At 71.4% G+C, this 22,912-nt stretch carries 25 protein-coding genes and 2 tRNA genes; 20 read left to right on the top strand and 7 right to left on the bottom strand.

Features of this window, described 5'->3' with window-relative positions; translation table 11 throughout:
* Positions 1 to 38: 38 nt before the first annotated feature.
* From K313_RS20855 to K313_RS0110770, 5 genes are all read left to right on the top strand, one after another.
* Positions 39 to 689 carry a copper resistance CopC family protein gene (locus K313_RS20855; protein WP_029211629.1) on the top strand — a complete coding sequence of 217 codons (651 nt, stop codon included), beginning with the start codon at positions 39 to 41 and terminating at the stop codon, positions 687 to 689.
* Between the two features lie 158 nt (positions 690 to 847).
* A complete protein-coding gene (locus tag K313_RS0110785) occupies positions 848 to 2,137 on the top strand; it encodes a glycosyltransferase family 2 protein (RefSeq protein WP_029211628.1) in 1,290 nt (429 codons plus the stop codon).
* 201 nt (positions 2,138 to 2,338) lie between these two features.
* Complete coding sequence (locus K313_RS0110780; RefSeq protein ID WP_029211627.1) at positions 2,339 to 3,805, top strand: nucleotide sugar dehydrogenase; 1,467 nt, start codon at positions 2,339 to 2,341, stop codon at positions 3,803 to 3,805.
* A 22-nt stretch (positions 3,806 to 3,827) separates the two neighbouring features.
* Positions 3,828 to 4,889, top strand: a complete 1,062-nt coding sequence (locus tag K313_RS0110775) for a GDP-mannose 4,6-dehydratase (protein WP_029211626.1) — start codon at positions 3,828 to 3,830, stop codon at positions 4,887 to 4,889.
* A gap of 7 nt (positions 4,890 to 4,896) precedes the next feature.
* Complete coding sequence (locus K313_RS0110770) at positions 4,897 to 6,024, top strand: glycosyl hydrolase family 18 protein (RefSeq protein ID WP_029211625.1); 1,128 nt, start codon at positions 4,897 to 4,899, stop codon at positions 6,022 to 6,024.
* 21 nt (positions 6,025 to 6,045) lie between these two features.
* On the opposite strand, the gene K313_RS0110765 is transcribed toward K313_RS0110770, so the two are convergent.
* Both K313_RS0110765 and K313_RS22425 read right to left on the bottom strand, forming a co-directional pair.
* Entirely contained in the window at positions 6,046 to 7,011 is a 966-nt protein-coding gene (locus tag K313_RS0110765) for a hypothetical protein (protein WP_156911325.1), read from the bottom strand.
* A complete protein-coding gene (locus tag K313_RS22425) occupies positions 7,008 to 8,615 on the bottom strand; it encodes a polysaccharide deacetylase family protein (RefSeq protein ID WP_169516836.1) in 1,608 nt (535 codons plus the stop codon). Before K313_RS22425 ends, K313_RS0110765 begins: the two co-directional genes overlap by 4 nt.
* Positions 8,616 to 9,087: 472 nt before the next feature.
* On the opposite strand from K313_RS22425, the gene K313_RS0110750 reads away from it, so the two are divergent.
* The 8 genes from K313_RS0110750 (at position 9,088) to K313_RS24235 (ending at position 14,053) form a co-directional block, all read left to right on the top strand.
* Complete coding sequence (locus K313_RS0110750; RefSeq protein ID WP_029211621.1) at positions 9,088 to 9,279, top strand: hypothetical protein; 192 nt, start codon at positions 9,088 to 9,090, stop codon at positions 9,277 to 9,279.
* 225 nt (positions 9,280 to 9,504) lie between these two features.
* On the top strand, positions 9,505 to 11,094 hold the full coding sequence (locus K313_RS0110745) for an ORC-CDC6 family AAA ATPase (protein ID WP_029211620.1): 1,590 nt from the start codon (positions 9,505 to 9,507) through the stop codon (positions 11,092 to 11,094).
* 190 nt (positions 11,095 to 11,284) lie between these two features.
* Positions 11,285 to 12,133: a replication initiator gene (locus K313_RS22420; protein WP_156911323.1), complete on the top strand. Its 849-nt coding sequence runs from the start codon at positions 11,285 to 11,287 to the stop codon at positions 12,131 to 12,133.
* On the top strand, positions 12,037 to 12,690 hold the full coding sequence (locus tag K313_RS24795; RefSeq protein WP_338021329.1) for a replication initiator: 654 nt from the start codon (positions 12,037 to 12,039) through the stop codon (positions 12,688 to 12,690). The genes K313_RS22420 and K313_RS24795 overlap by 97 nt, the downstream gene beginning before the upstream one ends.
* An 11-nt stretch (positions 12,691 to 12,701) precedes the next feature.
* Positions 12,702 to 12,911: a helix-turn-helix transcriptional regulator gene (locus K313_RS0110735; RefSeq protein WP_029211619.1), complete on the top strand. Its 210-nt coding sequence runs from the start codon at positions 12,702 to 12,704 to the stop codon at positions 12,909 to 12,911.
* Between the two features lie 192 nt (positions 12,912 to 13,103).
* Positions 13,104 to 13,385, top strand: coding sequence for a hypothetical protein (locus K313_RS23515; protein ID WP_029211618.1), 282 nt, complete (start codon positions 13,104 to 13,106; stop codon positions 13,383 to 13,385).
* Positions 13,386 to 13,649: 264 nt separating this feature from the next.
* Positions 13,650 to 13,808 (top strand): hypothetical protein, encoded by a 159-nt coding sequence (locus K313_RS24240; protein WP_205621851.1) that lies wholly within the window; start codon positions 13,650 to 13,652, stop codon positions 13,806 to 13,808.
* Between the two features lie 41 nt (positions 13,809 to 13,849).
* Positions 13,850 to 14,053, top strand: coding sequence for a site-specific integrase (locus K313_RS24235; protein ID WP_205621850.1), 204 nt, complete (start codon positions 13,850 to 13,852; stop codon positions 14,051 to 14,053).
* 124 nt (positions 14,054 to 14,177) lie between these two features.
* On the opposite strand, the gene K313_RS0110715 is transcribed toward K313_RS24235, so the two are convergent.
* Together K313_RS0110715 and K313_RS24230 are read right to left on the bottom strand one after the other, a co-directional pair.
* A tRNA-Lys gene (locus tag K313_RS0110715) sits at positions 14,178 to 14,252 on the bottom strand.
* Between the two features lie 93 nt (positions 14,253 to 14,345).
* A complete protein-coding gene (locus K313_RS24230) occupies positions 14,346 to 14,927 on the bottom strand; it encodes a DUF3618 domain-containing protein (protein WP_029211616.1) in 582 nt (193 codons plus the stop codon).
* 160 nt (positions 14,928 to 15,087) lie between these two features.
* Here K313_RS24230 and bcp point away from each other — a divergent pair, with 160 nt between their 5' ends.
* The 3 genes from bcp to arfB all read left to right on the top strand — a co-directional run bounded on the left by bcp (position 15,088) and on the right by arfB (position 16,153).
* Positions 15,088 to 15,558: a thioredoxin-dependent thiol peroxidase gene (gene bcp / locus K313_RS0110705; RefSeq protein WP_029211615.1), complete on the top strand. Its 471-nt coding sequence runs from the start codon at positions 15,088 to 15,090 to the stop codon at positions 15,556 to 15,558.
* Between the two features lie 40 nt (positions 15,559 to 15,598).
* Positions 15,599 to 15,678: transfer RNA gene (locus K313_RS0110700), tRNA-Leu, on the top strand.
* A 19-nt stretch (positions 15,679 to 15,697) separates the two neighbouring features.
* On the top strand, positions 15,698 to 16,153 hold the full coding sequence (gene arfB / locus K313_RS0110695; RefSeq protein WP_029211614.1) for an alternative ribosome rescue aminoacyl-tRNA hydrolase ArfB: 456 nt from the start codon (positions 15,698 to 15,700) through the stop codon (positions 16,151 to 16,153).
* Positions 16,154 to 16,260: 107 nt separating this feature from the next.
* Here the strand turns inward: arfB and K313_RS0110690 are convergent, their stop codons facing one another.
* On the bottom strand, positions 16,261 to 16,863 hold the full coding sequence (locus K313_RS0110690; protein WP_029211613.1) for an XTP/dITP diphosphatase: 603 nt from the start codon (positions 16,861 to 16,863) through the stop codon (positions 16,261 to 16,263).
* Positions 16,860 to 17,609 (bottom strand): ribonuclease PH, encoded by a 750-nt coding sequence (rph, locus tag K313_RS0110685; RefSeq protein WP_034252850.1) that lies wholly within the window; start codon positions 17,607 to 17,609, stop codon positions 16,860 to 16,862. Before rph ends, K313_RS0110690 begins: the two co-directional genes overlap by 4 nt.
* Positions 17,610 to 17,758: 149 nt before the next feature.
* On the opposite strand from rph, the gene K313_RS0110680 reads away from it, so the two are divergent.
* Positions 17,759 to 20,017: an MMPL family transporter gene (locus K313_RS0110680; RefSeq protein WP_029211611.1), complete on the top strand. Its 2,259-nt coding sequence runs from the start codon at positions 17,759 to 17,761 to the stop codon at positions 20,015 to 20,017.
* Positions 20,018 to 20,092: 75 nt separating this feature from the next.
* Here the strand turns inward: K313_RS0110680 and K313_RS0110675 are convergent, their stop codons facing one another.
* Positions 20,093 to 20,983 carry a TetR/AcrR family transcriptional regulator gene (locus tag K313_RS0110675; RefSeq protein WP_029211610.1) on the bottom strand — a complete coding sequence of 297 codons (891 nt, stop codon included), beginning with the start codon at positions 20,981 to 20,983 and terminating at the stop codon, positions 20,093 to 20,095.
* Between the two features lie 59 nt (positions 20,984 to 21,042).
* Between K313_RS0110675 and K313_RS23945 the strand changes: the two genes are divergently transcribed.
* From K313_RS23945 to K313_RS0110660, 3 genes are all read left to right on the top strand, one after another.
* Positions 21,043 to 21,423 (top strand): cytochrome b5 domain-containing protein, encoded by a 381-nt coding sequence (locus K313_RS23945; protein WP_029211609.1) that lies wholly within the window; start codon positions 21,043 to 21,045, stop codon positions 21,421 to 21,423.
* A gap of 298 nt (positions 21,424 to 21,721) precedes the next feature.
* On the top strand, positions 21,722 to 21,952 hold the full coding sequence (locus K313_RS22395) for a hypothetical protein (protein WP_019291286.1): 231 nt from the start codon (positions 21,722 to 21,724) through the stop codon (positions 21,950 to 21,952).
* Positions 21,953 to 21,981: 29 nt separating this feature from the next.
* Positions 21,982 to 22,912: DDE-type integrase/transposase/recombinase (locus K313_RS0110660; protein ID WP_034252856.1), on the top strand; the 931-nt coding region annotated here is incomplete at its 3' end.

The raw sequence follows: 22,912 nt of genomic DNA, 5'->3' as shown, positions 1-22,912 counted from the left end.
CAACTCGGCCGCGAGACGGGTCCAGACCGGAAGGAACCATGCCCACCCACGTCAGCCCAGCCCGCCACGTCGCCCTGCCGCTGCTGATCCTCCTCACCGCAGCGCTCGCCCTGCTCGGTGCCGGGCCGGCGTCCGCGCACTCGGCCCTCGTGTCCGCCGACCCCGCCGACGGCAACACCCTGCGCACCGCGCCGACGGCGGTGACCCTGACCTTCAACGAGGACGTCAAGGGGCAGTTCAGCAAGGTCATCGTCACCGACCCCGAGGGTCGCCAGGTCGCCGAGGCGGCCACGGTCGCCGGCCCCGTGGTCAGCGCCAGGCTCCCTGCCGGGCTGGTCGACGGCCGCTACCGCGTCGTCTACAGCGTCGTCAGCGCCGACACCCACCGGATCGCCGGCGAGCTGCACTTCACGCTCGCGACGTCCGGGGCTCCCACGTCCACCTCATCCACCTCGTCCACCGCGACGACGAGCGCGCCCGCCTCGTCGAGCCCCACGTCAGCCAGCCCGGCGTCGACGAACGCCGGCGCCACCGCCCAGCCTCCGAGCCCGCTGGCGTCCCCGCCCCCCGGCGGCAGCTCCCCGTGGCTGTGGGTCGGTCTGGCCCTCGTCCTCGCCGTAGGGGGGCTGGTGAGTCTGAGCCGCCTGACCCGTCGTCGCCGCGCCGGCGACGAGGGTGGCCGCCCCTGACCGAGCGTGGTCGTCGTCCGCCACCCGGGGGGCTCTGAGCCGCCTCGCCCAGGCCAGCCCTCCCCTGCCCTCGGGTGAGCAAGGCATGGTCTGTCCATCGCCGCCGTGCGCCCGGGCCGTCCGGCATGGTCGCGGCGGCGGGACCGAGGCGGTGACGGATGACCGGTCTGGTGCTGGCCGTGCTGGTCGTGGGCATCTCCACGACGGTGTGGTCGTTGGTCGGTGTCGGCCGTCTGGTGGCCGGGCGACGCAGGACGACCAGCCGCACGCATCAGGGGTCCCACCGTGCGCACACGGACCCGCCGGGCCTGGACCAGGTGGCGGTCCTCGTGGCCGCGCACGACGAGGAGCTCGTGATCGAGCAGACCATCCGCAGCGCCTCGGCCCTGGTCCCGCCCCAGCAGATCCACATCGTCAGCGACGGCTCCCACGACCGCACCGCGGAGCTCGCCCGGGCCTGCGGCGTCAACGTCCTGGACCTGCACCCCAACCGCGGGAAGGCCGGCGCCCTCGCCGCCGGCATCGAGCACTTCGGCCTCTGCGACCGCTACGAGGTCGTGATGCTGCTCGACGCCGACACCCAGCCGGCCGACGACTACCTGTCCACCGCGCTGCCGCACCTCGCCGACCCCGACGTGGTGGCCGTCGCCGGGCGCGCCCGGACCCTGTTCGACCCGCCTTCCCCGACCCTGCTCGGGCGCCTCCTCGTCGCCTACCGCGAGCGCCTCTACGTCGCCGTGCAGCTGCTCCTCAAGTACGGCCAGGCCGCGCGCGCGGCCAACGCCGTGCCCATCGTCCCCGGCTTCGCCAGCCTCTATCGCACCAGCGCCCTGCGCGAGATCGACGTGGCGGCGCCGGGACTGGTGATCGAGGACTTCAACATGACCTTCGAGGTGCATCGCAAGGGCCTCGGCCGCATCGACTTCCACCCGCGGTCCGCGACGGCCTACACGCAGGACCCCGACCGGTTGCGGGACTACCGCCACCAGGTGCGCCGGTGGATGCTCGGCTTCTGGCAGACGGTGCGCCTGCACGGACTGCACCGCGGTGTGTTCTGGACGGCGCTGGGCGCCTTCGTGGTGGAGGTGGTGGTCGCGTCCCTCGTGTGGCTGCTCGTCGTCCCCCTGCTGGCGTGCAGCCTGCTGGCGAGCGCGCTCGCCGGTGCCGTGGCCGGTCCTCCCGGGTGGCTCGTCTGGCTCGGTGGCCTCCTCACGGTCAGGGACGTGCTGCTGGGGGTGCTGCTCCCGGACCTGATCCTGTCGGTCCTGGCCGCGGTCAGCACCCGTCGAGCGTCCTACCTGCTGTATGCCGTGGCCTTCCCCCTCCTGCGGATCCTCGATGCGGCCCTGTGCCTGACCGCGCTGGGTCGCGCCTGGGCCGCACCATCCACCGGACGATGGGTCAGCCCCGCCCGCCGCCAGGTCATGGATGCCTCGACACCACGCTGACGGTGAGCCGAGCGCGACCGTCCGTCGCGGTGCGTCGCCGCGGGCACCCCCACGGGGGATGGCGGTCGCAGGATCGTTGACCACCGCGCGAGTCCCTCCATACGCTGCGCAAACAGGGACAGATGTGACGAAAGTCACTCGCCAAGCACGCCGCCCCGGGGGTCCGCTGCCGTCGTGCACACGACCAAAAGAGGTGCCCGCATGAGCTTGATCGACCTCAGGGACGAGCCACCGGCGGACCTGGCCGCCGCACCCCCGTCCGCCAGCGCTGTCGTGCTCACCCCGGACGCCGCCCCCACCCCTGACGCCGCCCCGGCCCCCATCCTCAGGATCGTCGAGCCGGGCCCCTCCCCCGCCCACGACGTCGCCGTGGTGGGTCTCGGCTATGTCGGGCTCCCCACTGCCCTGGCGTTCGCGGCGGCCGGCCACTCGGTCCTGGGGCTGGACGCCAGCCCTGCGCGGCTGGCGGCGATCGCCGCCGGGGAGGCGGATCTCCTCCCGCGTGACCGGCAGCGGCTGTCGAGGTTCCTGCGCCTGCCCGAGGCGCACGTCGTCGGCCAGGGCAGGGAGCCGGTCGCAGACCAGGACGACGGTGGCGGCGGCCTCGTCACCACGGACGACCCCAGCCGCCTGGCCGAGGCCGGCGCCGTGATCGTCTGCGTCCCCACGCCGATCGACCACCACCTCGTCCCCGACCTCGGGCCGTTGCGAGGGGCCTGCCGCACCGTCGTCGAGCGTGCCCGGCCGGGCCAGGTCCTCGTGCTGACGTCGACCACCTACGTCGGGTGCACGGCCGACCTGCTGGTGGAGCCCCTGCGCGCCCGGGGCCTCGAGCCGGGGACGGACGTGTTCGTGGCCTTCAGCCCCGAGCGGATCGACCCGGGCAACGACGTGCACCTGCTGGAGGACGTCCCCCGCGTCGTCGGCGGTGTGACGGACGAGTGCGCGCGGCGCGCCTCGGCGCTGCTCGGTGGCTACGCCGCCCGGGTCCACCCCGTGCCGTCCCCCGCCGCGGCCGAGATGGTCAAGCTGGTGGAGAACACCTTCCGCGCCGTGAACATCGCCCTCGCCAACGAGTTCGCCGACGTGTGCCGGGTCCTCGACCTGCCCGTCATGGAGATCATCGCGGCGGCGGCGACCAAGCCCTACGGCTTCATGCCCTTCTACCCCGGCCCCGGGGTCGGTGGGCACTGCATCCCCTGCGACCCGCACTACCTGCTGTGGCAGCTGCGGCGACACCGGATGCGGACCCCCGTCACCGAGCAGGCCATGGCGAGCATCGCGTCCCGTCCCCGACAGGTGGTCGACCGGGTGCGGGAGGTCCTGTCCGACCACGGACGGGGGCTCCCGGGCACACGGGTCCTGGTCAGTGGAGTGGCCTACAAGCCGGACGTCAGCGACGTGCGTGAGTCCCCTGCCCTCGAGATCTACGCCGGGCTGCGCGACGCCGGGGCCGACGTAGCGTTCTACGACCCGCTCGTGCCCAGCATCCGCCTGGCGGACGGCAGCACGGCATACGGCCTGGAGTCACCGACCCAGCACTCCCCCGAGCTGGCCGTCCTCGTGTGCCACCACGCCGAGGACGACCTGTCCTGGACCACCGATGTCCCGCTCGTGCTGGACGCGACCTTCCGGCTCGCGTCGTCGCACGGGTGGGACACCCTCTGACCCCACCACGAGAGGCACGACCATGCGCACCGTTGTCACCGGAGGCGCCGGCTTCATCGGCAGCCACCTCACGGACCACCTGCTGGCGATGGGCGACGAGGTGGTCGTGCTCGACGACCTGTCGACCGGGTCCCTCACCAACCTGGACGCCGCGTCGGCCTGCGCCGCGTTCACGTTCCTGCGGGGCAGCGTCCTCGACCAGGCCGTGGTGCGCGAGGCGGTGCGGGACGCCGACCGCATCTTTCACCTCGCGGCCGCCGTGGGGGTCCACCGGATCGTCGACGACCCGCTGACCAGCCTGCGCACCAACATCCACGGCACCGAGACGGTGCTGGAGGCCGCCCTGGCCGAGCGCGCCGAGCTGCTCATCACCTCCACCAGCGAGATCTACGGCAAGAACACCGCCGACGCCCTCTCGGAGGATGCCGACATGACCCTTGGCTCACCCCTGCTGTCCCGCTGGAGCTATGCCGCCGCCAAGGGGCTCGACGAGGCCATGGGGCATGCCTACTGGACGGAGTTCGGCCTGCCGGTCTCCATCGTGAGGCTGTTCAACACGGTGGGGCCGCGCCAGACCGGTCGCTACGGGATGGTCGTCCCCAACCTCGTGGGGCAGGCGCTGCGGGGCGAGCCGCTCACGGTCTACGGCGACGGCCACCAGACCCGCTGCTTCTCCTACGTGGGGGACGTGGTGCCCGCGATGGTGGCCATCCAGGAGGCGCCCGCGTCGCGGTGCGACGCCTTCAACCTCGGTGGTGCGCTGGAGATCTCGATCCTCGACCTCGCCGCACGCATCATCGACGTCCTGGGCAGCCGCAGCGAGATCGTCCTCGTCCCGTACGACCAGGCCTACGGGCCGGGCTACGAGGACATGCGCCGGCGGGTGCCGGACAACGCGAAGTCCCGCGCTCTCGTGGGCTTCGAGGCCCGGACCGGGATCGACGAGATCATCCGGCTCGTCGCGGCCGACCAGCGACGGCGGTCCACCGCCCCGGCGCCGGCGCCCTCCCCAGCGCCGATGACCGCCGGTCGCGCGGAGGAGGTCGCGCTGGCCGGGCCCGCCGACTCCGGTCGGACGCGCTGAGGGACGGATGGCCGACGGGGACCGCAGCCGTGCCACACGGCGGCCTCGCCGGCGTCCGCGCGCCCACGTGCTGGCCGCCGTGGCCCTGGTCGTCCTCGCCGTCGGTGTGCTGGTGGCGGCCGTGAGCCCGTGGCGCCCCCGGGGGTGGCTCGGCGGCGACCGGCCCCTCGTCATGGGGGCCATCCCGCACTGGGACCAGGCGGACGCCCTCGACACGTTGGCCAGGCACCCCGGGACGGTCACCGTGGCCTCGCCCTGGTCCTACGGGGTGAGCGAGGACGGTCGCCCCGTCCTGCAACCCGGGCTCAGCACGGACTCCGAGCGAGCGCTGAACCAGCGCCTGCGTGACCTGGACCTGCAGATCATCCCGACCGTCGCCAACACCACCGCGGGGCTGTGGGACGAGGCCACCATCGGCGCCGTGATGGCCGACCCGAGCCGCCGGGGTGCGCACGTGGAGGCCCTGGTCCGTCTGGTGGAGGACCAGGGCTACGACGGGCTGCAGCTGGACTACGAGAACGTCCCGCCGCGGCGGCGGGACGCCTACGTCGCCACCGTCCGCGCCCTCGCCGAGCGGCTGCACGACCGGGGCCGGGTGCTGTGGGTGACGGTGCACGCCAAGGAGACCGACGCCGGCTACGACGTGCGCAACCTCGCCCAGGACTACCGGGCGCTGGGCGCCAGCGCCGACCGGGTCGTCCTCATGGCCTACGACTGGCACTGGGAGACCGGGCCCGCCGGGCCCATCGGGCCGGCGGACTGGGTGGACCGGGTGATCAGGTATGCCGTCACGCAGGTGCCTCGCGACAAGCTGGTGCTCGGTGTCGGGCTGTTCGGCTACGACTGGGGAGGGCCGAGGACGCAGGTGCTGACGTGGCGGCAGATCACGGAGCAGGCGCAGGTGCGCCGCAGCGACGAGCTGTGGGACGTCGCCAGCCAGTCGCCGCACCTGGCCTACGAGCAGGGCGGTGCCCGGCACGAGGTGTGGTACGAGAACGCCCGCAGCGTGCGAGAGAAGCTGCGGCTCGCCTCCGCCCACCAGGTGTCGGGGGTCGCTCTGTGGCGGCTCGGGCGCGAGGACCCGTCGATCTGGGACCTGCCGCAGACCGTATGGCGGACCGACGCGAGTCGGTGACCCGCGCGACGCCATACGCGCTCAGTCCGTCGTGACCCCGGACGTGGTCACCAGACGCGTCCAGGGACCACGAGGCACCTCCGAGGCCTCCACGAACTGCCACCGGATCCGGTCCGTGTCGCCGTCGAGCTCGGCGAAGCCCAGGCAGCCGTTGAGCGCCGGCGACACGTCCATCCCCGCCCCGCCGTAGCGACGGTTGGCCGGGCGGGCATCGGCGTGCCCGAAGACGTAGGCGGCGTCGTGGTACTCACCCGGTCCGGCGTCCTGCACCTGCCCGTAGCACGTGGCGCCGTTCGGTCCCACGAGCCGCACCCAGCGGTTCTTGAGGTAGGAGAACGACCGGTCGGTGCACCGCCCGGCGTACCCCGGGTTGTCGGCCCAGGGCACGACCCGGCACCGGCTCTCCCACCCGACGGGGCCGTTGAGGTCGTCGAACGGCACGTCGAGGTAGAAGGGGTTCTCCCGCGGCGTCATCCGGGTCGGGAACCACCCCGCCGCCGCCGTCCGGCGCTCGGTGCGGCACTCCCCGGCGACGACCACGCCGTCGCAGCCGCCGTAGTGCTCGAACCAGCGCGCGTCGTAGGTCGAGATGCGTTGCGACCCGTCCGGCGCCGTCGGGTCGAAGATCTCGCCGACCCAGAAGGTGGTCGAGGTGATCCCCGTGTGCCAGGGGTAGGTGCGTCGGGGCGGCGGCGCGACGTTGCGCCTGGGCGCCACCGGACGAGAGGGGGCCGCCGACCCGGGCGGTGTGCTGCCGATGCCGGCCGCGGCGCTGGTGCCCGGCCCGCGAGGGGTGGGGGTGGCTGCGGTGGGGGTGCCTGCGCTGGACGCCCGAGTCGGGGGCGCCGAGGCTCCGGAGCTCGGGGGCCGCTCCACGGCCATCCGCGCGAGCGCCACAGCCAGCAGCCCGACGCACGCGATCGCGATCAGGACGGTGGCCGTGCGGATGCCGACCCTGCCCGCCGCGAGGTGACGGCCCACCCTCACCGACGCGCGAGGGGGGTGGCCGGTGCGATGCGCGTGCCCTCGGGCACCTCACCCGGTCCCGGCACGTAGGTGCTGGCTGCCGCGTCCTGACGTCGCAAGGTGGTGGCGCCCTGCGGGGTGGCCTGCGCCGGTCTCGCCCGCGTCGGGCGACGGCCGGGGGTGGCGCCGAGGCTGGGGGCGTTGACGACGAGCCGGCGCGCGGACGGGGTCGCTGTCGGGGACGTGGCCGGGACCTCGGTCAGGGCGTAGTCGTCCGTCGTGAGCACGCCGTTCGCGATGAGCGCGAGACCGAAGCTCAGGCCGGTCGCCCCCGCCGGTGCGGGCGGGGTGGTGAAGGCCGCGCGCTGCCAGGTGGGGGCGGCCGCGATCCAGGGGCTGGACGTCCAGTAGCGCCAGGCGCCGGACCCGTCGCGGTAGTAGAGCGCGATCTGGGACACGGCCGTCGACGTGAACCACGTGCTGACCTCGTAGGTGCGACCCGGCACCACCGACGGCGAGCAGGTGCCCAGGTCGAGCGTGGGCAGCAGCTTGGCGTCCCCGTCCTGGTACCCCGTCATCGTCAGCTGCTCGGCGGCCGCGCCGGTGCGGCTCGCCGTGCTGCGGGCCCAGCTCGGGGTGTTGGTCCCCCAGCCGCCGGGCTGGAAGCACGAGGGGAAGCCGGTGAACCCGTCGACGGCCTCGAGCGAGGGGTTGGTCAGGGCGTTGACCCCCGGCTGCGTCGGTGGTGTCCCCGGCACGGGGACGGGGACGGAGTAGGCGGGGTATGCGGCACCGAGGTAGGCCCGCACCTGCTGGTCGACGGTGCGGACCGTGGTGTTGTTGGAGGCCGTCCGCGCGTAGGCCGCGAGCCAGGTGGTGAACTGGCCGAAGACCTGCGGGGTGACCGAGCGGTCGGCCGGGCAATCCGCGGTGCCCAGCGGAGCGCAGACGCGGTGGAAGGTCAGGATCACCCATCCTCCCGACCGCGTGCCCGCGGCCGTGACCTGGCTCTTGAGGGCGGCGAGCGTCCAGCGGGCGTCGACCTGGTCCGGCGCGCGAAGGTAGTAGGGGTCGGGCGGCGGGGACGTCTCGGCCCGGACGCAGCCGGAGCAGCCGAAGGGGCTCCGCACGTCGCCGAGGCCACGGGCGGTGGTGTAGCCGCAGTCCTTGGCGGCCTGCTCCACGGCGGGGTTGGCGTCGCTGAACGGGTAGGCGAAGCTCACCGGACGGAACCCCCACTCGTCGAGCGTGGCCCGGTCGTTGCAGATCTGCCGACGGACCTCCTGGGCCGGAATCTGGACGAGGTCCGGGTGGGTCACCGTGTGACCCCCGATCTCGTTGCCGTCGGCCGCCATCGCCGTCAGGTCCGCTCGCGACAGGTAGCCGGGCGCCCCGACCCACCCCGACACCACGTAGAAGGTGCCGGCGAGGCCCGCAGCGCGCATGGTCCGCTGAGCCGCCAGCTGGTCCGCGTCGCCGTCGTCGAAGGTGAGGGTCACGACCGTGGGGGTGGTGGCCGCCCCCGCCGTGACGGTCGGGAGCTGCACCAGGACCGCGGCGGCGAGGACGGCGGCCACCAACGCGCACAGCATCGGACGCCATCCCTGGGGCGAGCTGCGGTCCATGAGATCCTCCCCGGCCTCGAGCATGTGACCCGCGTCACATCTGGCCATGGTAGCCCTGCCGTCGCGCTCGGGGAAGGGGCACCCGCGCGACGGCGGCGCCCCGGACACGACGAAGGGCCCGGTCCAGTGGACCGGGCCCTTCGGATCTGGTGCGCCGCCAGGGATTCGAACCTCGAAGCCAGTGATATCCATCGGGGGCCAGTCGAACTGGTCTCAGAGGCGCGATTTCGTGCTCAGGGGCGGCCGTCGATCGATGCTCGGTTGTCGGCAGTTGTGGCTGGTTTTCGCGTCAAAGTGTCCCCGAAAGTGTCCCGTCGCGGATCTCGGCCGACTGGCTGGCAGAGTCGGCGTCAGCTCGCACCCAGTCCGGCGGGATCCGCCGGCTTTTCGTGCCGGTGCGGCGTGGCTTCAACTTCGGCGGATCGCGTCGGGTCGCGGGTCCGGGCTGCGAAGCCCGGGGCAAGATGGGCGCATGGATGACGGCAAGGCCCCGCTGAGGTCGCCCGTTGCTCTGGTCATGGGGCTGTGCTGGCTGTCGGTCTGCCTCGTGTCCGGCATTCGGTTTGAACACGCGACCGGGTTCGTGGTGGCCGCCCTCGTCGTGATGGTCACGTTCGTCGTCGGCATGATCGCGCTTACGGCGTTCCTGCGGCGTCCGCTGTAGCGGTCCTGGGTGAGGGCGCCTCGTTCTGACTGGACGGGGCGCCCTTCGTCGTGCTTAGGGCCGGCGAGCTGGCGCGGCCGGCGCCGCGCCGCGAAGCGTCGCCTTGAGCCAGAACAGTAAGTTGTAGCCGACCGCACCCAGGTTTCCATGTCAGGGGCAGCACCGCAGGTGAACGGACAGCGCGCTCGGGATGCAAGGGGGCATACCTGCCCCTAGGGTCATCCCATGACGAGTTCGATGAACAACGCCATCCTGCAACTGGTTCGGCGCGCTGAAGCGAACGATCCCGCCACTCTTGTCAATACTTTCGTCGACGCTGGTTCGCTGTTCACGATCCTCTCGTCCCTTGACCATCAGGTGATGTACGGGCGTCGCGGGACCGGGAAGACGCACGTCCTGCAGTACCTAGCGCAGAGCGTGCGGGCCCAGGGAGACATGGTCGCCTATGTTGACATGCGCACGATCGGCTCAAGCGGGGGTATTTACGCCGATCCGAGCATTCCGCTGACGGAGCGGGGTACGCGCCTTCTGGCCGACACCATGTCACACGTTTACAACACCCTCCAAAACGAAATGTTGGAGGCGAGTTACGAGTCAGACGCAGACTTCACGGCCGCGATGACGCACCTTGACCGACTAGGCGACGCTCTCACCGACGTTCGGGTGACCGGGGACCACGAGGTAGAGGCCAAGACTTCGACGGTTGGAAGGACAGCGAATGAGGGTGGGGTAAACCTTTCCTTGTCCGACTCACCCTCCGCAACCCTCAACTTCAAGTCGACCGCCAGTCACGAGGACTCGACCAACCTGCGGAGCGCCGCGCGAGGCCCCATCCGCCACCGTGTGCACTTTGGTGCAATCTCGCAGACTGTGGGCGCGCTGGTGACCGCGCTGCCCGGTCGGCTCTGGGTTCTCATGGACGAGTGGAGCGACGTGCCGATGGATCTTCAGCCACTATTGGCCGACCTGCTTCGGCGCTCGCTAATGGTCGTCAACGGGGTGACCGTTAAGGTCGCCGCCATCGAGCAGCGGTCCAACTTCATCGAAATGGACGGCAACGTTGGCTACATCGGGTTTGAGCTAGGTCCAGATATTGCGGCAGACGTCGACCTAGACGATTTCATGGTCTTTGGGAACGATTCAAGCAAGGCCGCGGCCTTCTTCCGGGAACTGTTTTATCGACATGTGCGCCTTGAGTTCCCAGAGTTAGAGGGAGGGCCACGAAACGCTGAAGCATTTGTCCGCGAAGCCTTCACGCAGATAAACGCATTCGACGAGTTAGTGCGGGCCGCCGAAGGCGTCCCCCGAGACGCTATCAATATCATCCGGATTGCGGCACAGACAGCGGACGACGACTTGCTGAGCGTTCCTATCGTTCGCGGCGCGGCCAGGAAATGGTACCTGCGGGACAAAGACCGCCCGATCAATTCGAACCCGGCCGCCCGGGCGCTGCTCCATTGGGTTATCGACGAGGTAATCGGCGCCCGTCGGGCTAGGGCGTTTCTTCTGCGACAGGATGAGGGTACCGACTCGCTGATCAATGCACTGTACGATGCACGGGTCCTTCACGTCATCAAGCGTGGGGTGGCTGCTCACGATCAGCCCGGCATCCGCTTCGACGTCTACGCCTTGGACTATGGGTGCTACGTCGAGCTCATCAGCACCGCCCGCGCACCGGAAGGCCTATTCTCCGTTCTCTCCGAAGAGGAGGAGAGCGAGGATGAGGCCTACGTGGAGGTTCCGGCCGACGACTACCGATCCATTCGACGAGCCATTTTGCAGTTGAAGGATTTTCGCGCCTCGGGTCGCGCTTGAGGGAACTCACGCCCTGAAATGGCTTAGGGCGTTCCGCGCCCGTGCTTGCAAACGTCGGGGCGTAACCCCAGAACGCTGATGCCAACTCCGGCCGGCGACCACATCGCCGAGCGAATCACCGTGGTATGGCGCCCCTTAGCCTGACCGAGCCCCTGACGCCATCCCCCGCTTCGGGACGTACAGCACCGGCATGAGTCGCCGGACGATGTCGACGGTGCGGGCGCTCACGGGCACGTCCTCGACCGTCAACAAGGCGACGGGTGAGGTCCTCTCGACGTTCTCCTCGTCGGACGCGCCGCTCGGGCAGGTGTTCCTGCCGTGTGGGAACCGACGCGCCTCCTGGTGCCCCGCCTGCTCCCGCGTCTACGCCCGGGACACGTTCGAGCTGATCCGCCCCGGCGTCGTCGGCGGCAAGACCCTCCCCGCCGACGTCGCCCGCTCTCCCCTGATCTTCGCGACCTTCACCGCGCCGTCGTTCGGGCTCGTCCACGGCACCCGCCCCGGCGGTGGGAAGTGCCGGCCCCGCTCGTCCGACCGGGTCGAACGCTGCCCCCACGGCCACCGCCTCGCGTGCGACGTGGCGCACGACGAGGAAGACCCCGCCGTCGGCGCACCCCTGTGCGTCGACTGCTGTGACTGGACCACGGCCGTGGTGTGGCAGTGGCGCGCCCACGAGCTGTGGCGCGGCACCGCCATCGCCATACGGCGACGCCTCGCCGCGGCCCTCGGCGTCGCGCCCTCGCGCCTGGGGGACGTGGCGTCGTTGCAGTTCGCCAAGCGCGCCGAGTACCAAGCACGAGGCGCCGTCCACTTCCACGCCCTCATCCGCCTCGACGGACCCGACGGCCCCGGCTCGGCCGCGCCCATCACCGGCGACATGCTCCCCCACGTCGTCCGCGACGCCGCAGGCGGCGTGACGTACCCCGCCCCGCCGGCCGCTACCTGGGACACCCCCCGGACGCTCGCCGGGGGCTCGCAGCTCGACGTGCGCATCGTCACCCAAAAGGACCGGACCACCTACGGACCTCGGACGAGCTGAGCCCCGGGCAGGTCGCCGGCTACCTCGCCAAGTACGCCACCAAAGACGCCACCGACCTGTGCGCCCACGGCCACCGACCCCACCTCACCCGACTCGCCGAGCACGCCCGACACCTCGGCCTCCTCGCCGCCATCTGCGACGCCCGACGACGCCTCGGCAAGACATCCGCCGCCGGAGCCGTCAATCCCAAGACGGACCGGGACACCTACGCGTTCATGGGGAAGTGGGCCCACATGCTCGGCTTCCGCGGCCACTTCGCCACCAAGCCCCGGCGCTACTCCGTGACGTTGGGCCGGCTACGACGCGCACGGCAACGCTTCCAACGCCTCACCGCCCAGACCGCCCGCGAAGGCCGTCCCCAGGACACCCGCGACCTCGAAGCACGGCTACTCTCCGACGACGAGGACGAAACCACCCTCGTGGTCGGGTCGTGGACCTACGTCGGCACCGGATGGCCACGCCCCGGAGACGCCACCCTCGCCACCGCCGCAGCCGCACGCGCCCGCGAGTACGACCAATGGCGTGCCCAGACCCGCACCCACTCCCCCACCCGATGAAAGGACTGATTGTGAGCACCAAGACCGGCCTTCCTAACGATCGTCTGTGGACGATCGACGAGGTCTCGTACTACTTGGGCATCCCGAAGCAGACGCTCCACCAGTGGCGGACCCTCGACCGTGGCCCGGCTGGTCGCCGCGTCGGTCGCTACCTGCGTTATCGGCCCGAGGACGTGCGCGCCTGGGTCGCTGCCCTGGCGGCTGAGCTCGTGGGCGCGTGAGCCGCCCTCGTCTCGGCCTCGGTGGGCGCGGTGAGGTCTTCTTCCGGGACGTGAACGGGGGCATTCAGGCCTTGGTGAACTACCGGGACCGCACGGGCAGGCGCAAGCGCGTCACCGCCAAGGGCCGGTCCAAGGCAGATGCGCCGTCGTGTCCTGCGCGCCTATCAGGAGGCGTAGGAGGCGGGCGGTGGCATGTTCACCGCGCACACCACGTTCCACGTGGCTGCCGCCGGCTGGCTGGTCACGGTGGACGAGCTCGTGGCGCGTGGTCGCCGGTCGGCGACGACTGTGGATCTGTATCGGCGGGTGCTCCGGCTGCACGTGCTGCCCTACCTCTGTGCCCTGCGGCTGGCGGAGCTCTCGTCGGCGACGGTGGACACCTTCATGCAGGACCGGCTGCGTCGGGACTCCTACGCCGTGGCGAAGCGGTGCCGCACGGTTGTCTCGGGCATCTACTCGTGGCTGGTGCGGTAGGACGCGCTGCGCGCCAACCCGGTGCGCGAGACGACGCCGTTGGAGGGTGCCTCGGACGGGCGCGCCCGGGCGTTGACCCAGGGCGAGCTGCGCCGGTGGTTGGCTGCCTCGACGGCGATGACTTCGCCCGGCGGAAGGACCTTCCGGACCTCGTGCGGTTCCTGCTCGCGACGGTGTGCGGATCGGTGAGGCGTTGGGGGTCACGTGGGATGACGTGGACCTCGACCGGGGCGTGCTGCGGATCGGGTCAAGGGTCAGGGCCTGGTGTCCAAGGCGCCGAAGTCGACCACGTCCGCGCGGACCCTGCTCATGCCGCCGTGGTGCGTCGTCCTGCTGCGTGAGCGTCGCCGGCGCCTGACGGGTGATGGTCCGGTCTTCCCGGATGCTCGGGGCGGCTGGCGGGCCCGCAACAACGTCGAGTGAAACTTCGGACCGTCCGCGCGTGGGCCGGCTTCGACTGGGTCGTGCCGCACACCTACCGCAAGACGGTCGCCACCCTGATCGACGGGTCGGGCCTGTCCGCGCGGTTCATCGCCGATCAGCTCGGGCATTCGCGCGTGTCAATGACGCAGGACTTCTACCTCGGCCGGCGGGCGGTGGACGGTGCCGTGGCGGCCGCCCTCGGTGAGTTCGCGTGGATTGCCTTCATCGATTGGGAGGGCCAGTGATGCGCCGTCTCCATGCGTGCAACATCGGGTGCAATCGCGGCGTGCGTCATCCTCGCCAGGAAGGACTGTCACTGGCCGGGCACGACGAAGGCCCTGGTCGGATGACCAGGGCCTTCGTTCATTCTGGTGCGCCGCCAGGGATTCGAACCCCGAACCCAGTGATTAAGAGTCACTTGCTCTGCCATTGAGCTAGCGGCGCAACGAGGTAAGACCTTACCAGGTCAGCGGGCCGACATGAAATCGAGGTGACCCCGTCGCGACGGGGTCACCTCGACAGTGGAAACGTGCGGGCTCAGCCGTGGTTGCGGCGCGCGACGCCCAGGCTGATCAGGACGGCGCCCACGGCGGCCAGCCCGGTGGCGACGCGCTCCAGGCGCAGCTCGCCGTCGGCGTCGTGGGTGGCCTCGTCGACCTTGAGCCGGGCCTGGTCGGCCTTGACCTGGGCGCGGGACTTCAGGTCCGCGAAGGAGGTCTGCGACGACGGGTCGGCGTGCTGGCCCTGGCTCTCGGACCGGGACTTCAGCTCGTCGATCTTGGCGGTGGCGGTGGCCTTGAGCTCCTCGGCCTTGAGCGTCGCCGTCGCCTTGAGCTCCTCGGCCTTGGCCTTGGCCTGGTCGGCCACGGAGGCGTCGGCGTGGGTGGTGGTGGTGGTCGCGGAGTAGCGGCTCGGCCCCGTGGTCGCGCCGGCGGAGGTCCCCATCAGCGAGTGGTACTTGGCCATGACCGTCTCGCGCAGCTGGCGCTTCTGGTCGGCCACGATGTTCTTGGGCTGGGCGCGGAAGGCCAGCTCGTCGATCGTGGCGGCCAGGCGCTCACGGCTCTTGGCGATGTCGGACTCGAGGTCGGACACGGACTTGTTGGGCTGCTCGGTCACGATGCTCTCCTAGCGTGGGGGGATGCGCGGACGCAGGTCTTGCGTCGACGATAACGCAGGTGGGGCGCCCCTCGTCGGAGCATCCGCCTGCGCGGCTGGGGTTCGGCATACCCCGTAGGCTCGTGCTGCATCCCGACCAGCCCGCCCGGAAGGATCCGCCATGCCCCGCCTCGACCCCGGTGACCAGGCCCCCGACTTCACCCTCCCCTCCGACACGGGCGAGCAGGTGTCCCTGAGCGACCTGCGCGGGCGCAAGCTCGTGATCTTCTTCTACCCCGCGGCCATGACGCCCGGGTGCACCGCCGAGGCCTGCGACTTCCGGGACTCGCTGGGGTCGCTGCAGGCGGCGGGCTACGAGGTCGTCGGCATCTCCAAGGACAAGCCGGAGAAGCTCGCGACCTTCCGCGAGAAGGAGGGGCTCACCTATCCCCTGCTCGGCGACCCGGGCCTGGACGTGCTCAAGGCCTACGGCGCCTACGGCGAGAAGAAGAACTACGGCAAGACGATCGAGGGCGTGATCCGCTCCACGATCGTGCTGGACGAGCAGGGCCGCGTCGAGCTGGCGAAGTACAACATCAAGGCCAAGGGGCACGTCGCCTCGCTGTCCAAGGCCCTGAGCCTCGCCGAGTAGCCTTGGCCTCCCGCCCGGCCGCCGTCGTGCACCGGGCCCCGCGCACGTGGTGGAACTGGCAGACACGCAGGATTTAGGTTCCTGTGCTCCGGCGTGCGGGTTCGAGTCCCGCCGTGCGCACCTCTGAGAGAGTGGTCGTATGCCGACCGCCGACCTCCGCGTCCCCTCCGGCCCGGGCATCCCCCGCGGGATCGTGGTGCCGGCGTCGGAGCTGACGGAGCGGTTCTCGCGCGCGTCCGGCCCCGGCGGCCAGGGCGTCAACACGACGGACTCGCGCGTGCAGCTCTCGTGGGCGCCCGCCACCTCGACCGCCCTCAGCGAGGCGCAGCGGGCGCGGGTGGTCGCGGCCCTGGAGCCGCGGCTCGTCGACGGGGTGATCACGATCGACGCCTCGGAGCACCGGTCCCAGCGCCAGAACCGCCAGGCGGCGCGGCACCGGCTGGCGGAGGGCATCCGCGCGGCCCTGGCTCCCCCACCACCACCGAGGCGGGCGACCAAGCCCACCAAGGGATCTCAGCGCCGGCGCCTCGCCGCCAAGTCGCGCCGTGCGGACGTGAAGTCCGGTCGAGGGCGCGTGACCCGCGCCGACGACTGACGTCTCGCGCGACGCGGGGCCGGGCCCGACACCTGCGCCCCTGGACTGCGACCCGACACCTGCGCCCCGAGCCCTGGGATCCGAGCCCTGCGACGCCGCAGCAGGATTCAGGCCAGCAGGCGGGCGATCTCGGGCGCGAGCGCGCGAAAGGCCTTGCCGCGGTGGGAGATCGCGTTCTTGTCCTCGGCGGAGAGCTCGGCTGCGGTGCGGGTGCGGCCCTCGACCTGCAGGATCGGGTCGTAGCCGAAACCGTTGGTGCCGCGCGGCTCTCGGGTCAGCGTTCCCGGGAAGTCGCCCTCGCGGCACACGGTCGTGCCGCCCGGCAGGGCGAGCACCGCGGCGCACCGGAAGCGTGCCCCACGATGCTCGTCGGGCACGTCGGCGAGCTGGTCCAGCAGCAGCCGCAGGTTGGCGGCGTCGTCGCCGTGCCGGCCCGACCAGCGGGCCGAGAACACGCCAGGGGCACCGCCGAGCACGTCGACGGCCAGCCCCGAGTCGTCCGCCACGGCAGGCAGATTCGTCATGCGCGCGGCGTAGGAAGCCTTGAGCGTCGCGTTGGCCTCGAAGGTCACGCCGGACTCGACGACGTCCTCCAGGTCGGGGAACTCCCCCAGACCCACGACCTCGACGTCCGGCAGCGAGGCGCGCAGGATCGTCTCGAGCTCGCGGATCTTGCCGGCGTTACGGGTGGCGAGGACGATCCGGCTCACTGCACGCGCTCCCGCGGCGTGGCGTCGAGCGCCGACTGCTGCAGCTCGGTCAGCCGCTCGCAGCCCGTGGCCGCCAGCGCGAGCAGGGCGTCCAGCGCGGCCTTGTCGAACGGCTCGGCCTCGGCGGTCCCCTGCACCTCGACGAAGCGCCCGTCGCCGGTCATGACGACGTTCATGTCGGTGTCGGCGGTCGAGTCCTCGGGGTAGTCCAGGTCGAGCACCGGCACCCCCTTGACCACGCCCACCGAGATGGCGGCGACCGAGTCGCGCAGGGGCTTGGCGCCCTTGGCGATCGCGCCGCTCGTGACCCCACCGGCGATGGCGTCGGCGAGGGCGACATACGCGCCGGTGATCGCGGCCGTCCGGGTCCCGCCGTCGGCCTGCAGCACGTCGCAGTCCAGGACGATGGTGTTCTCCCCCAGCTGGTCCAGGTCGACCACGGCCCGCAGCGAACGCCCCACCAGGCGCGAGATCTCGTGCGTGCGCCCGCCGATCTTGCCCTTGACCGACTCGCGGTCCGAGCGGGTGTTGGTCGAGCGCGGCAGCATGGAGTACTCCGCCGTGACCCAGCCGCGGCCCTGCCCCTTCATCCAGCGCGGCACGCCCTCGGTGAAGCTCGCGGCGCACAGGACCCGCGTGCGCCCGAACTCCACGAGCACCGACCCCTCGGCGTGGTCGAGCCAGTTGCGGCTGATGCGGACGTCGCGGAGCTGGTCGGGCGTGCGCCCGTCGTGGCGTGCAGTCATGGACCTCACCCTATCGAGCCCGTATGCCGGGCCCGCCCGCTCGCGACGTACGGCATCCGGGCCGCGGACGGCATACAGGCTCGTCCCAGGTGGATCCAAGGATCGCGTGGCGGCGCGCGCCGCCACGCGACATTTGTTTCACTGGTGGAATGAGCCCGCAGCCTGGTCGCCACCGCCCCCATCGATCCGGGACCGGAGGACGGCGACCAGGCCGGTGGCTGCTCGCCGCGCTGGTGATGGTCGTCGCCTGGCTCGCCGTCGGTGGGCTCGGCGGCCCCAAGATCGGCGGCCTGTCCTCGGTGCAGAAGAACGACCAGGCGGCCTTCCTGCCCGCCAGCGCCGAGTCGACCAAGGCCCGCGAGGTGGCCGAGCGCTTCCAGGAGCAGTCGACGCTGCCGTTCTTCGTCGTGGTCGAGCGCGAGACCGGGCTCACCGCCGCCGACCGGGCCGCGGCCAAGAGCTATGTCGACTCGATCCCCTCGCTCACCCTCCCCGGCGCTCCACAGGTCAGGCTGCAGTCCCTGCTCGCTGGGCCCACCGTCGCGATCCCTTCCCCGGACGGCAAGGCGCTGCTCGTCCCCGTCAGCGTGGACTCGACCAAGACCGACACCGAGATCGACGGGGTCAAGCCCGTCGGCGCGGTGGCCGAGGCGCTCCGCACCCAGCGGGACGCCGTCCTCGCCGGGAGCGGCCTGCAGGCGTACGTCGCCGGGCCCGGCGGCTTCACGGCCGACCTGGTCAAGGCCTTCGGCGGGATCGACGGGGTCCTGCTGCTCGTGGCGCTGGGCGTGGTGCTGGTGATCCTGCTCGTCGTCTACCGCAGCCCCGTCCTGCCGTTCGCCGTCCTCGCCACCGCGGTCTTCGGGCTCGCCGCCGCGGGGCTGGTCATCTATCCCCTCGCCGAGGGCGGCCACCTCACCCTGTCCGGGCAGAGCCAGGGCATCCTGTCGATCCTCGTGGTCGGCGCGGCGACCGACTACGCGCTGCTGCTGGTCGCGCGCTACAAGGAGGAGCTGCACGACGACGAGGACCACCGCGTGGCCATGCGGCGCGCCTGGCGCGGCACGGTCGAGCCCATCGTCGCCTCCGGCGGCACCGTCATCCTCGGGCTGCTCTGCCTGCTGCTGTCCGACCTCGGCAACAACGCCAGCCTCGGCCCCATCGGCGCCCTGGGCATCGTGGGCGCCATGCTCGCCGCCCTCACCTTCCTGCCCGCGGTGCTGCTGCTCGCCGGTCGGCGCATCTTCTGGCCGGCCATCCCCCGCGTGGACCACGTGCACTCCGAGGACGCGGTCGCGGCGGCTCCGGCGGGCGAGGCCGGCTCTGCTGCCACGACCTCGGCGGGTGCGAAGCGGGGCGTCTGGGGCCGCGTCGCCGGCCTGGTCGGGCGCCACCCGCGTCGCGCCTGGGTGCTGTCGGCGCTGGGGCTCGCCGTGTGCGCGGCGTTCGTGCCCGTGCTGCGCGCGGACGGTGCGCCCCAGTCGACCTACTTCACCACCGAGGTCGAGTCCGTCACGGGCAACAAGGCCCTGGCCCGGCACTTCCCCGGCGGGTCCGGCTCGCCGGTGCAGGTCATCGTGCCCTCCGCCAAGGCCGCCCAGGTCACCACCGCCCTCCAGGGCGTCGACGGGGTGGCGTCGGTCGTGCCGCTCACCGAGCAGGCCGGGAGCACGGGTGGCGGACGGCCCGGTCAGGGCGCGCCGCCCAAGGTGGTCGACGGTCGTGTGCTGCTCCAGGCCACGACGACACCGGCCGCCGACACGCCGGAGGCGCAGGACGTCGTGCGCGGCATACGGTCCGTCGTGCACCCGATCGACGACGGGGCCCTCGTGGGAGGCGTCGCCGCCCAGGGCCTGGACTCCCGCGACGCCGGGGTGCACGACCTGCGGACGGTCGGGCCGGCCATCCTGCTCGTCGTCTTCGTGGTGCTCGTGATCCTGCTGCGCTCGATCGTCGCGCCGGTGCTGCTGACCCTCGCCAACGTGCTGAGCTTCGCCGCGACGATGGGGGTCTTCGCGGTGCTGTTCACCTGGGTGCTCGACTACCCCGGCTTCGACCCGACCGTGCCGCTGTACGGCTTCGTGTTCCTGATCGCGCTGGGGATCGACTACTCGATCTTCCTCATGACCCGGGTGCGCGAGGAGAGCCGCAAGCGCGGGACCCGCGAGGGCGTGCTCGTCGGGCTGGCGGTCACCGGCGGTGTCATCACCAGTGCCGGGATCGTGCTGGCCGCGACCTTCTCGGCGCTCGGGGTGCTGCCGCTGAGCTTCCTGGTGCAGATCGCGTTCATCGTGGCGTTCGGGGTGCTGCTGGACACCTTCGTGGTGCGCTCGCTGCTCGTGCCGGCGCTGGTGCGCGAGCTCGGCGACCGCGTCTGGTGGCCCTCCGCCCCGTCCCGCCGGCGGTAGAGGCATCGACCGGCCGTCGTCCCCCAGGCTGATGCCTCTACCGCCGGCCGGTCCTGGGCGGTCGGCGGGCGGGTCTCACCGGGGGGCTGCAGGCCGTGACGGACGGGACAGCAGCTCCGCGACCTGACCCTCGAGCCTGGCCAGGAGGCCCTCGATCGTCGCGTCGTCCCAGGCCAGGTCGGGGTCCGGCTCGAGATGGCTGAGCAGCAGCCCCACCAGCAGCCGCTCGGGCTCTGACCAGGGCGCCTCTCGAGACGCGCCGAGCAAGCGGGCCGTATGCCGCTCGTCCAGCCACGCCGGTCGCGGCAGGGCCCGCAGGACCACGCCGGTCATCATCGCCCCGGTCGCGCCGGACAGCGCACGGAAGCCGTCGTCCCCCTGCAGGGGCGGCGCCAGGCGATAACCGATCAGCCCGACGAGGTTGGCGTAAATCTCGGCCCGCCGGGCGACGAACGCCTCCTCCGCCTCGGCGAGCGCCGACCCCACCGCCTCACGGACGGCCCCCTCGGGCAGCCCCTGGTAGGTCGCCGCCAACGACACGAAGGTCCGCCAGCGCGGGGAGGCGACGATGCGTCGTACGTCCAGGTCGACCGAGACCCGGAGCGCCTCCACGACGAGGTCCCGGCGCCCCTGCTCGCTGCCGAGGCCGGCCCGGTGGTCGTCGACGACCTCGAGGAGGCGGACGAGGTCCTGCTCGGTCTCGGGGATCAGGGAGGTGCGCCGCACGGTCTCCACGAGCACGTCGGCCAGGAAGGCCTCACGGCTCGGCCAGCGGCGGTATGCCGTCGCGCGGGAGACGCCGGCCTCGGCGATCACGGCCTCCATGCCGACATCGGCGAGGCTCACCGTCATGCCCTGGGCCTCGATGCGGGCGAGGGCCGCGTCGAGCATGCGGTCCGCGACGGGGTCCTCCCCACGACGTCGGGGACGGGTCGGGGATCCCCCTGATGCCGGAACGCGAGTCATGTGACATAGTGTCTCACGACAGCGATGCGACATCATGTCTCATCGCGGAGAGGACACTCATGAAGCTCTGGATGTGGATCACCCTGGCCGTCGTGATCGCGGTGGCGGCAGCGGTCGTCTATGCCTATTCCAAGCCCAACCCGAACGCCGGGGACACCACCAAGCTGCAGCGCACCGTCAGCAGCACCGAGCAGCACACCCTGGACACGGTGACCATCACCGGCGACCAGCTCACGGCGGCGACCTGCGCGGATGGCGCCGCCTGCTACCTGGCCGTGGACGGCGTCGTCTACGACATGAGTGGGTTCCCGTCGTGGATGAAGCGGGGTCGCCACCACGGGATCGAGGCGGGCACGGACGCCACGGAGGCCTTCGTGAAGTCGGGGCACGCGAGGGACAAGCTGCAGTCGATGCCGGTCGTCGGCCGCCTGCGCCGCTGAGACCCGCCGGGGGTAAAGGCATCAGCCTGGGGAACGCGTTGGCTGCCAGCCTCGTCTTGGACAGTTTCTGGGCGAGGAGGGTGATGGGATGCCGGGTCGGACTCCGACGGGTAAGCGGTCTTGGTCGAATGATGAGAAGCGTCAGTTCGTGCGGGCGTGGCTGGATGCTGCGGGAGTGCGAGGTGCGCGGGCGGCTCTGCTGCGGCAGTGGCGTCTGGATGATCGGTCGGCTAGGGCCTGGGAGCAGGCGTATCGGGACGGCAGACTGGGTCCTGGATCCAAGCCTGGAAGGTTGAGCATGGGCAACGAGGAACGGGCCAGGCTGTTGGCCGCTGAGCGAGAGAACGAACAGCTGCGTCGTCGGTTGGCTGCGGCTGAGGCGAGTCTGGTGATCATGGGAAAAGCGCACGAGCTGTTGGAGCAGACGCTCAACAGCGCCGCCCCCGAGGAGCCCGGCCCGCAGATCCCGCCCTCGCTGATGAGCGTCAGCGAGTATCAGAAGTGGTTGACCAGGTACAACGTGACCTGAGCGGGTTGTGCCATGACGCGGTCGCGGCCTTGATTGCGGGCGGGTATCCCACCGCCCGGGCGTGCGAGCTGGTCGCGCAGCCACGCTCGTCTTGGTATCACCAGCTGCAGCAGCAGGGCCGGGTCGAGGACGAGCAGGCCCACGCGGCGGCCCGCAGCCGGGTCGACAGCGAACAGCCGGCCGCGTTGAGTCAGGAAGAGCGCCAGAACATCCTGGACCTGCTGGGATGCGAGCAGTGGCAGGACCTGTCGGTGCAACAGGTGTACTGGACGGCGTTCGACGCCGACCTGGTCGCGTGCAGCGAACGCACCTTCTACCGGGTCGCCGCGGCGGCCGGGTTGACCGGTGACCGGCGCCGCGGCAAGCACAGTACCCAGCACGGCGGGGCCAGCGGGTCGGGGCGTCCGGCGCCGGTGGTCGCGGCGACCGCGGTGAACCAGCTGTGGTCCTGGGACATCAGCGCCCTGCCCGGCCCTGGCCGGTCCTGCTACCAGCTGTTCTTGGTGATGGACGTGTACTCCCGGTTCCCGATCGGGTTCAGGGTCGAGCTAGACGGGTCACGTCATCACGCGGTGGACATGTTCGCGCAGGCGTTCACCGCGTTCGGGCGCCCGAAAGTCCTGCACTCGGACAACGGGGCACAGATGCGTTCGAGGGACCTGGCCGAGCTGCTGGACGACGTCGAGCAGGTCGTACAGGCCTCGTTCAGTCGCCCGCACGTATCGGACGACAATCCGTTCAGCGAGGCCCTGTTCAAGACCATCAAGTACGACCTGGACATGCCCGAGTTCTTCGCCACCGTCGAGGAGGCCCGCGCCTGGATCGAGGCCTACCTGCGTCGCTACGCCGCCGAGCACCACCACAGTGGCCTGGCCAACTTCACGCCCGAGCAGGTCTACACCGGCCAGGTCGAGACCATCCACGCCCAGCGCCAAGCCACGCTCGACAAGAACTACCGCG

The sequence above is a fragment of the Arsenicicoccus bolidensis DSM 15745 genome (genome assembly GCF_000426385.1).
GTDB lineage: Bacteria > Actinomycetota > Actinomycetes > Actinomycetales > Dermatophilaceae > Arsenicicoccus > Arsenicicoccus bolidensis.
This window is presented reverse-complemented; position numbering and strand designations above follow the sequence as displayed.